10 protein-coding genes and 1 pseudogene are annotated in these 9,307 nt (G+C 66.9%); 5 read left to right on the top strand and 6 right to left on the bottom strand.

Features of this window, described 5'->3' with window-relative positions:
* A pseudogene (locus ABT342_RS37380) lies at nucleotides 1-206 on the top strand (hypothetical protein); the annotation flags it as partial.
* Nucleotides 207-319: 113 nt separating this feature from the next.
* Here ABT342_RS37380 and ABT342_RS37385 read toward each other — a convergent pair.
* On the bottom strand, nucleotides 320-604 hold the full coding sequence (locus tag ABT342_RS37385) for a hypothetical protein (RefSeq protein WP_351583835.1): 285 nt from the start codon (nucleotides 602-604) through the stop codon (nucleotides 320-322).
* Nucleotides 605-836: 232 nt separating this feature from the next.
* Here ABT342_RS37385 and ABT342_RS37390 point away from each other — a divergent pair, with 232 nt between their 5' ends.
* The 3 genes from ABT342_RS37390 to ABT342_RS37400 are packed head-to-tail and all read left to right on the top strand — an operon-like array spanning nucleotide 837 to nucleotide 4,139.
* Nucleotides 837-1,298 carry a hypothetical protein gene (locus ABT342_RS37390; RefSeq protein ID WP_351583838.1) on the top strand — a complete coding sequence of 154 codons (462 nt, stop codon included), beginning with the start codon at nucleotides 837-839 and terminating at the stop codon, nucleotides 1,296-1,298.
* A gap of 12 nt (nucleotides 1,299-1,310) precedes the next feature.
* On the top strand, nucleotides 1,311-3,563 hold the full coding sequence (locus ABT342_RS37395; protein WP_351583841.1) for a DUF6571 family protein: 2,253 nt from the start codon (nucleotides 1,311-1,313) through the stop codon (nucleotides 3,561-3,563).
* Nucleotides 3,564-3,566: 3 nt separating this feature from the next.
* On the top strand, nucleotides 3,567-4,139 hold the full coding sequence (locus ABT342_RS37400) for a hypothetical protein (protein ID WP_351583844.1): 573 nt from the start codon (nucleotides 3,567-3,569) through the stop codon (nucleotides 4,137-4,139).
* A gap of 77 nt (nucleotides 4,140-4,216) precedes the next feature.
* On the opposite strand, the gene ABT342_RS37405 is transcribed toward ABT342_RS37400, so the two are convergent.
* The 4 genes from ABT342_RS37405 to ABT342_RS37420 form a co-directional block, all read right to left on the bottom strand.
* On the bottom strand, nucleotides 4,217-4,525 hold the full coding sequence (locus ABT342_RS37405) for a hypothetical protein (RefSeq protein WP_351583847.1): 309 nt from the start codon (nucleotides 4,523-4,525) through the stop codon (nucleotides 4,217-4,219).
* On the bottom strand, nucleotides 4,482-4,787 hold the full coding sequence (locus ABT342_RS37410) for a hypothetical protein (protein WP_351583850.1): 306 nt from the start codon (nucleotides 4,785-4,787) through the stop codon (nucleotides 4,482-4,484). Before ABT342_RS37410 ends, ABT342_RS37405 begins: the two co-directional genes overlap by 44 nt.
* A gap of 283 nt (nucleotides 4,788-5,070) precedes the next feature.
* On the bottom strand, nucleotides 5,071-5,478 hold the full coding sequence (locus ABT342_RS37415; protein ID WP_351583853.1) for a PIN domain nuclease: 408 nt from the start codon (nucleotides 5,476-5,478) through the stop codon (nucleotides 5,071-5,073).
* Nucleotides 5,475-5,708, bottom strand: a complete 234-nt coding sequence (locus ABT342_RS37420; protein ID WP_351583856.1) for a type II toxin-antitoxin system VapB family antitoxin — start codon at nucleotides 5,706-5,708, stop codon at nucleotides 5,475-5,477. The genes ABT342_RS37415 and ABT342_RS37420 overlap by 4 nt, the downstream gene beginning before the upstream one ends.
* 1,166 nt (nucleotides 5,709-6,874) lie before the next feature.
* Between ABT342_RS37420 and ABT342_RS37425 the strand changes: the two genes are divergently transcribed.
* Complete coding sequence (locus ABT342_RS37425) at nucleotides 6,875-7,825, top strand: STAS domain-containing protein (protein WP_351583859.1); 951 nt, start codon at nucleotides 6,875-6,877, stop codon at nucleotides 7,823-7,825.
* 71 nt (nucleotides 7,826-7,896) lie between these two features.
* Here ABT342_RS37425 and ABT342_RS37430 read toward each other — a convergent pair whose 3' ends face one another.
* A complete protein-coding gene (locus ABT342_RS37430; RefSeq protein WP_351583862.1) occupies nucleotides 7,897-8,679 on the bottom strand; it encodes a WD40 repeat domain-containing protein in 783 nt (260 codons plus the stop codon).
* Nucleotides 8,680-9,307: the final 628 nt, after the last annotated feature.

Below are 9,307 nucleotides of genomic sequence, written 5' to 3' on the forward strand. Positions count from 1 at the left end.
TCAGCAACGGCAGCTACTGGACCACCGCCACCTGCCCCAGCAGCCGCGAACCCGCCCTCTTCACGCTCATCCCGTACGACGACAAGGCCAAGAGGTCGGACGCCGACCGGGCGTACGAGCTCTCCGTACTGAAGGTCTTCGCCGAACGCTCCGCCGCGGCTCACCACTGCGCCACGCCCACCGCGCCCAAGAAGGGACAACGGTGATTTCGGACGGGCCACGGCAGCATGGGGAGCGCTCGTCCTGGCACTCGTGGCCGGAGTGGGGCCCTGCCGGTTGACGACCACCTGATCGCCGGCCTTCAGCCTTGGAGGGCTCATCACGTCTCCGTGTCGTTGCTCAGACCGTTGTTCGTACCGTGGAGTGAGTGGCGCTGGACGAGGCCGGCGATGTCACGTGCGGTGATGATGCCGACCAGGAGCCGGCCGTCGGCGACGAGGATCCGTATGCCGCGCCTGCTCGGGCGGCCGTCGGCACCGCCCAGCCGAACAAGCGCATTCAGCCCGACGCTCACCCCGGGCGCCGCCGCGCCGACGACAAGGCTGGTGAGCGGCCCGCCGACGGCCACCAGAAAGACCGCCTCGGCCGTCCGCGGCTTGCCCATCTCACCCCTCGCCCATGAAGCGGACGCAAGACGCCGCACGCCTCCCTCACTCCAAGCGAAACCATGCCTGACCAGCAGAAATCAATAGATCATGTGCGGCTGAGACACGGCTTCTCACCTCAACGGAGCTCAGCGCCTTCCCAGGAAGTCAACGAACCGTTGATGGCGAATCGTTTGATCAAGCTATCGTGGCGCGCAAGCTGGATCGCTATCGATACACGGGGTGTGGATCATGTCGTTCGAAGAGGAATGGGGCGAGCTGAAGGCCGCCGCCTCGATGAGGTTGAACCAGGCCGGCGGCACCGGCGGTTCCGGGGCGGCGAAGGGGTCGGCCGACTACGTGGTCTCGGACGACGAACTGGGGGACATCGGCCACGCCGCCTTCGACCTGTTCAACGGCCTCGAGTCGACCGGTAAGCACGCGAAGGCGGCGAGCGCGGCCGCTGGCACGAGCCTCAAGGGCGACGGGTTCGACACCGGCGCGGCGTTCACGGAAGTGATCGAGACCTGGGAGACGCAGGTGAAGACCCTCCTTCAGGCGTGCGCCCATATCTCCAACCACCTCGACTACACGAAGGCCTCGAAAAAGGCCGACGACGAGTGGGTCGAGACGCAGCTGCGCATCGTCGGTCCCGTCGCCCCAGGAGCGGACGAGGCCGTCCCCGCCTCGCAGATCAGCAAGTACTTCCGGTAAGGAGCCGCCGACATGCCCACTTTCCAGCAGCTCCTCGCTGCCAGACTCGCCCCGCTCGACACCGCGGTGACCCAGTGGACCGAGATGATCGGCAAGCTGACCTCGCCCCTCCAGACCGACGCGACCGCCATGAAGACCAAGGCGGACAAGTCCAGCTGGAAGGGTGCGAACGCCACCGTCACCAAGGAGTTCGTCACCAAGACCGCCAAGGAATTCGGTGACGCCGTCACCGAGGCCGAGTCCGTACGTGACCTCCTCAAGGACGCCTACACCCTTTTCAAGTCGGCTCAGGACGACCTCAAGCACACGGTTGACAACCCCCCGCCGGGTATCACCATCTACCCCGACGGCGTCCTCAGCCATAAAACACATCCTGACAAAAGGTCAGCGGACAGCACCGAACCCGTGGCCACCCAGGCACAGCTCGACGCGCTGCGCGACAAGATCGACGGCATTCTGAAACGGGCGAACGAAGCCGATGAGCTCTGCGCCTGGGGCCTGCGCGCCCTGATCAAGAACCACCCCAACGACTTCGGCAGCACCGACCTCGGCGGAGTCGCCGACGCCAAGAAGATGCGCGCGGAGGAGCAGCAGCAGGCCGAGAACGGCCGCGAAGCCGCCAAGCTCTACGCCCGCTGGGAGCACCTCGACGACGAGGAGCGCGAGAAGCTCCTCCAGCTGGCCGAGGGCGGCAAGGACTCGCCGGCCTTCGCCGAGCAGCTGATGACGAACCTCAGCTACCGGGGCCGCGACCAGCAGGATGCCGTACTGCTGCTCGCCGGCAGCCTGGAGACGGGCGGCCGCGACGGCCAGCTCTCCGCCGCCGACGCCCGCCTGTACAAGGCCCTGTCCGGCTCGCTCGCCACCGCCACCGGCCCCGACTCCTCGATCGGCTCGCCCGGTGGCGTCACCTCGGCCTGGACCGACAAGCTCATCACCACGGCCCGCGACGGCAACGGCCTCTCCAACCAGCACCCCGGATACATCGAGGGCGGAAGGGCGAGCCTGAAGGACCTCACGGACCTGATGGCCGCGGACACCAGCAACGACGAGGTGTACGACCCGAACAAGGACCCCAAGGAGAAATCCGCGCCTTGGAACAAGGACGCGGGCGACCCGGTGTACAGCGAGGCCTTCCTGACCGAGGTGGCCGACTCGATCCGTGAGTGGGAGACGAACAACGAAGACGCCTACGACGGCGTCATGAAGAACTGGCAGGGCACGCAGGAGGACCCGATGAAGGGTCTGATGAACGCCATGAGCCGCAACCCCTCCGCCGCCACGCACTACTTCGACCCGAACACCACGGACAACCTCAAGTACTTCCTGGAAGACCGGAAGTGGCCCGGTGGCGACGTCGAGAGCAAGATGCCGGTCGAGACGCAGTACACCTCGGCCCGCGCCGAGCTCGGCCTCGCGCTCGAGTCCGCGGCCACCGGCCGCGTACCCGGTTCACCGCTGCACCCGGTGCCCGCCCACCACGACGGCGCCGAGACCGCGATCTTCAATCGGGTCGTCCAGGAGTACACCGGCGAGGACCATTATGGGAACCAGAGCCCCGTCCCCGTCTCCATGCGCCTGCCCATGGCCGACATGATCGCCGACTACGGCTCCGACGTGCACCAGATCCTCGGCAAGGAGATGGACGGTCCCACCACCTTCAACCAGCTCGAGATCGATCGGGGCGACCTCACCCGGCTCATCCGCGGCACAGCGGAGGACCCCAACGCCTACAAGATCATCCACGCCTCGCAGACCGTGGTCACCGGTGAGGGGTTGGAGCGCTTCCAGGCGGAGTCCTTCCGCAAGGAGGACGCCGAGCTGCGGGCCTGGGTCAAGCAGTCCGCGTCGGTGCTCGGTCAGCTCGACGGCGTGCGCGGCGACGTCATCTTCGACCTGGGTCAGGCGGAGAAGGACGCCAACAACTGGAAGAAGATGGTCAACTACCACGTCGTCGGCGGACTGCTGACTCCCATCCCGATCATCGGCGACGGGGTCCAGCGGTCGGTGGACTGGGGCCTGAGCGATTCCCTGAACAACGACAACGCCAAGGTCGACGCCAAGACCCGCGAAAACATGATCAAGCATTACGACGAGGGCCAGAAGCAGATGTACGGCATGCTGCGCGGGATGGCTACGAAGCGCGGGCTCTCGGAAGAGGAGCTGGACGCGAGTCCCAGCGAGTACGAGGACCACCTTCAGCCGCTCATTCGGCAGTGGCACCGGACCGGCATGGGCGACGCCGACAGCGAAATGGGGCAGTAACCGATGGACAAGAAGTGGCTGCCGCTGACCGTCGTGCTCGGCGTCGCCGGGGTGGCCATCGTGACGGCGAGCTTGTGGCCCGACGACGAGAAGAAGCCGCCGCTGCCGCAGACCCTGTGTCACGGGACGCTCAGCCGGCAGACGGCGGAGCTGATCGACGACGGCAAAGGGGGCGAGGTCAGCGCGGAGGAGTGGGAGAGCAAGGGAAAGGGCGACGTCGCGGTGTTCAAGGCGTGCCACGTGCTGCGCGCCAACCCGGACAACGACCACTCCCGCGGAAGCTTCAAACTGGTCATCGCGGACACCCGGGGCGCCCCCGGCCACAAGAAGCACTCCGTCCCCCTCGGCCCCGGATTCACCGGATGGGCGCTCCCCGACGAGGCCAAGGCCACGTTGCCTTCCGGCTGCGCCGCCCGCATGGGCTCGACCGCTCCGTACATCATCGTGCGGCTCAGCGAAGCCTCGCAGGCGGAGGAGAAGGGCCTCGTCGACCGGGACACCGCGATCCGCAACAGCGCGGCCGTGGTGCGGGAAGCCGCCACCAACCTCGCCAAGAAGTACGGCTGCGCCGCCTGACCGTCGCCTGACCGGTCGTTCCGCCCGCCGCCGCGCTTCGCCGCGGCGATGGGCGGGCCAGGCGCAATGCCGTTGATTTACGGTGGTTGGATCACGATGGCCTCGTGTGGAGGCCGGGTGGGCTGGGGCCAGTCGCGGTGGCGGCTGGTCCTGGCCTTGTAGTTGGACGTCTTGCGTTTGACGACGCGGGGCCGGCCGCGTGGTCGTCTTGGGGGCAGGAGCCGTTCGCGGACCTCGGTGTCGAAGTGCCGCCAAGCCCGTTCCAGCAGGTCAGGGAAAGTGCCGGGTGTGCAGGTGACGGTGCGGCGGGCTGCCCGCAGGGCGGTGGTGAAGGACAGCCGGTCACTGTCGGCCGGTGGTGCGGCCCCTGCGGCGGCCTGGGCCATCAGCGCGTAAGGCGTGGTGGACCAGCAGGTGGGCGTAGATCTCCTGGTGGATGCCGTCAGGGGGCGTGCCGGCCAGGACCACGCTCTTCGCGCCGCGCTGATGGGTCTTGAGCTCGTCGAGGACCGTCTCGCACTCCCACCGCTGGGGGTGGAGGGCGGCGAGTTCGGCGGCGGGCGCCTGACGGGGGTCCAGGAGAGTGGTGATCAGCCGGTAGTCGTCCTCACCGGGACAGCCGGGGTCGTCCAGCCGGTAGCGGATCACACGGACCACCACCCGGCCGGAGCCCGCCCTTCTTGTCCTCCCGAGCCTGGATGTGGCTGAGCCAGGAGCCGTCCGACGGTATCCGGTCCGCGGGCAGGCGCCGGTTGGCCTTGACCCGAACGCGCACCTCGGCACCGGTGGCCGTCCATGCGCGGACCAGGCGGGTGGAGGCGAAGTCGCGGTCCCGTATCAGCCCCACCAGTTCCCGTGAGCCGTCCGAGCCATCCTCACCTCGAGGGGCAACGCTGAAGATTCCTCACGCTGAGCTGCTGGATGACGGCAGTCAGGCGCGTACGTCTCGCTGCTGCACTTCCTTGAGGACCGCCGCCACTGTGGCGAAGTCGTTGTCCACGTGCAGCACCGTGTGGCCGTGATGGACCGCTGTCGCGCACAGCAGGAGGTCGATGGCTCCGGCGGCGCGGTGCTGCCCGCGCTGGGTGAGCTTGTACTGCGCGGTGTCGACCCAGCGCCACGCGTTCTTGGGGACCGACGAGAACCTGCAGAGAGCATCCAGCTCTTCGGCCAACTCGTCGCGGTGGACCGGGCTCGTGGCCGAATGGAGGAACTCCACCCTCGTGGGCTCACAGACGTGGAACACGCCGGCGGCGATGTGCCCTTCCCAGAGCCTCAACGCCCCCGGCGTGCGAAAGAGATGCCACAGGGCGGACGTGTCGAGGAGGTACGTGATCACTCGAAAGCTGCCCGCCGAGCACGCTTGGCAGCGGTATGCGCCGCAACCGCAGCATCGAACTCTCCCCGCTCACCCCGCGCAGCCAACTTCTCGGCGGCCTCCAGCCGCTTGACGCGCGCCACGTAGTCCCGCAGCGCCCCGTTGACGGTCTCCTTCTTCGTCGAGACGCCCATCAGTCTCATCGCCTCGGCCAGCGCCTCGTCATCGAGATCGATCTGGGTCACAGACATACCGGCCACCTCTCACCGCGAGTATGTGATGTACATAACCAATCTACATCGCCAACATCCCCGGGGGCAGCCCATCGCGCACGGAGGCAAGCATGACCCGACCGCCGAGCCGCAGGCCTCTCAGCGACCGCAGAACCGCCCTTGACGCTCCCATAGGCGCGAACATGCAAAAGCCCAGGTCACAGCCGCACAAGGCTCACCTTCGACGCGCGAAGACTCACGTTCGCCACACGCAAAATGACCCCATAAAACACGTTTCCCCAGGTCAGAACGATTCTGCCGGGGGTCACTGGGTGGGGCGGGTGGGACTCGAACCCACGGCCGACGGATTATGAGTCCTTTTCGGATCTTCCGATCCATCCGCGCTCTTGCCTCGATCTTCCTATAACGGCAGGTCAGAGACACTTTGCCATTCTGGCTCTGCGTCGGCCTTCCTGATCCTTCCGGGTCCTTCCGTCCCCTGCGTGTCCCCTGGCGGCCCCCGAGAGCCCTCTCGTGGGAGCAGCTTGGGGACGCCTGACTGAATCAACGCAGGTTGAGCGACGGAGCAGTTGAGGTTTCGAACTCGTACGCAGCGGAGTGCCTTACCGGCGAAGCGGGCTCTCGCCCCCTATGCCCCGAGGGTGAAGCCGAGCGGATTCTTGCAGGTCAGCTGCCGTCCTTCAGCGTAGCGCGAGGTTTCTCCGTTCACGCTGCCTTCCATCGAGGAAGCCGAGATCGTCAAACGCTCCGGCCCGATCCTTCAGACGCCCTGTCGTGTGGCGGCACCCCGTCCGGCTGGTCCGCGTTCCAGCGGAGACGCATCCGATACCAGTGCCGAAGTTCGGGGAACCGGGGGAACCGCATGGTGGGCGCGCCGTTCGGAAGTAGAGTGGAGCCCCGCTGATCTGGTCTTTCCTGGAAGGTCGTGCTGAGCCGTCCGGCGGACGGGTTCGCCGCTTCCGGTTGCGGCCGACGTACAGTTGAAGTACCGAGGGCATCACGCACTCCGGCTACCACGCCGGGTCGTCCTCGGCGAGAGACGAATCCGGGCCGCCCCAGTGGTCGGCGCGGAGACGGGTCGGCATCATGTCCGCCGCGGTCGGAGCAACTCCACGCAAACTCATCATGGCTGGGGCCGCGCTGAGTACCCGCGCTGGCCCACTCCTTGGCCGAGGGGAAGCGTGATGGCCTTTTCCCGGCTGGACATCCATCGGCGGAACCGAGGAGAGCGGACGCTCGTCACGCTTGCCGGTGACATCGAGCCGGCCACGACGCCGCTGCTGCGGGCCGCAGTGGAGCAGTGTCTGCTGGACGGTGTCACCGTGATCGACATCGACCTGACCACGGTCGGCTCCTGCGACGCCAGGGGCTTGGACGTCCTCCTGTCGGCATCACGGCGCGCCGGCCGGGTACACGCTCGCCTGCGGCTGCACCATCCGTGCGCGCAGATCACCCGGCTCCTCGATGCCACCGGATCGACTTCGCTGCTCCTTACGGCCCCAGTGAGTGCCGTGCCGCCCGCCGCGCTCGGCGACCTCATGAGTACCGCGACGCGGGCGCCCGAGGACCCCGCTTGTCGGCCGGATCAGCCGGTCCTCAAGGACGCTATTCGCCTTCGCCGGCTGACCCGCTGGCAGGCCGAAGACATGCGCGAGGACATCGCGGACCTGGCTGCGGAGTCTGTCGCGGGCACCCCCGGCGAGCCATACCACGACCGTGGAGACTTCCTGCGCCGCCTGGCGGTCACTGCCCACCGCCCCGGCTTCGCCCTGCTGGTCGCCGAGACGACGGTGCTGGTTGGTTGTGCCTTCGGTTTTCCTGTGGGCCCTGGCGGCTCCGGCCGCCGGGAGTTCGACGGAACACTCCAGGAGATCGTCCAGCGGCTCACCTCCCGCGCACGGTTCGTCGTCCTCACCCAGGTCGTGGCCCATCCGCACGCTCAGCACCGCGATATCGCCCGCCGCCTGCAACAGCGTCTGCTCACAGACCTGCACTCCTCCCTCGGGGTCACCCTGCTGCGTCCTGCCGACCGGGCAGGACAAGCCGCCTTCTCGTCCTGGGGCTGGCAGAACGTGGGTGAGGTCCTCGGGCTGCCCGGCCCCGTCGCCCCCTGCGTGTTGACCCTGTCCGTCTAACTGATCCCTACGTTGTTCTGCGGCGAGAGGATTTGAACTCGCGCGCAGCGGAGTGCCTTTCCATTGAGAAATCAGAGCCGCCCTTCCGTCCCGGCCCACCTTTCCCTTTCGATTTCGAGGCAGAGAACGTCCCCTCCTTCAGTGCCGCAGAGCACCTTAGGAGGGGTGCCGACGGTCAGTGCAATGCACCGAATGGCACTGTGGGCGGCGAAACGCAGCGTCTGTCTACCCGAGGACAGGTCCCATGCCAGGATGGGACCATCCTGGTAGGCAGTGATGGCATGCGTACGGTCCGGCGTGACCCCATACGCGAGTACGCTCTGAGAGTGTCCGTTGATGGTCTGTAGGCACTCACCGCGGGCAATGTCCCACACACGGAACGTGCCGTCCTCGGAGGCGGTGATGGCGGGGCCGTCTTGGGCGACAACCACGCTATCCACCGCGCCGATGTGTCCGGTCAGCGTGTACAGGCACTGACCACGGGCCAGATCCCACACCATGGCGGTCCGGTCCTCGGAGGCGGTGACCGCACGGGCTCCGTCCGGGGTGATTGCAATACCGTTCACCGCGGCGGTGTGTCCCGTCCGAATCCTTTCGGCCCCCTCTTCAGGGGACCGCATGAGCCACCCCGCCGCATCCCCAGGACCCGCGTGCACACGTCCGGCGTCACGCATGCGTGACGGGCGGCTGACGCCCGTGATCGGGAGATCAATGGCGCCGGCGGCGCGATGCTGCGTGGTATCGACCCCAGTGCCATCTTCGGGCCCGGTGAGGGTCGTCCGCTGCAGCTCCCCTGCTGCGCGGAAAAGCCTCCCCCCAGTGACACTGCGCGTCCCACCAAGATCGCGAGTCATGCACGCTGATTCACCGGCTTGATCACCGGGCCCGACCGCTGACCAGCGTCAACGTGCGCCGCGCTTTGCAGGCTCCCCAGAAATGCTGCCTCCGGGCCACCAAGGAGGCGGCGTACACGGGTGCTGTCCTTCCACGAAACCGCCACTGGTGGCACCATTGAGAGCTATCCCGGTGTCCTATAACTCTGCACACCAAATAGCGTGATCATGCAGGTCGCCTGGTCAGCTCGCGCGTTCAGGCGGGCATGCCAGGGCGACAGCATCGGTGGGATGGATTTTGGAGCAGCGCCGGAAACGCGCCGTCGCGTCCAACGAATGGCGGAGAAGTGCTCGATGAGGAGATTCCGTTCAATGACTTCACGCCGCATACGCATCCGTAGGCACTCCCACCGCCACCCCCTGATAACCCAGTTGCCATGTGGCAGTCGACACGTTGTTCGCCGCGCCCAGAGGCTGACCAGGTCGTTGCCACCGGCGGGCACACAACTCCGGTGTAGTTCAAGGCCGATGGTTTGGGGCAGTTGTACGTGCTAAGAAGCCGTATCTCAACCGATCATGGAACGTGTGGCTCGAACAGGCTTCCCGCCCGAGTGATCTTCCCGTTGTACGCGCATGAAGGCAGGGCCTC

Source organism: Streptomyces sp. NPDC000410, assembly GCF_040300305.1.
In the GTDB taxonomy this organism is placed as follows: Bacteria; Actinomycetota; Actinomycetes; order Streptomycetales; family Streptomycetaceae; genus Streptomyces.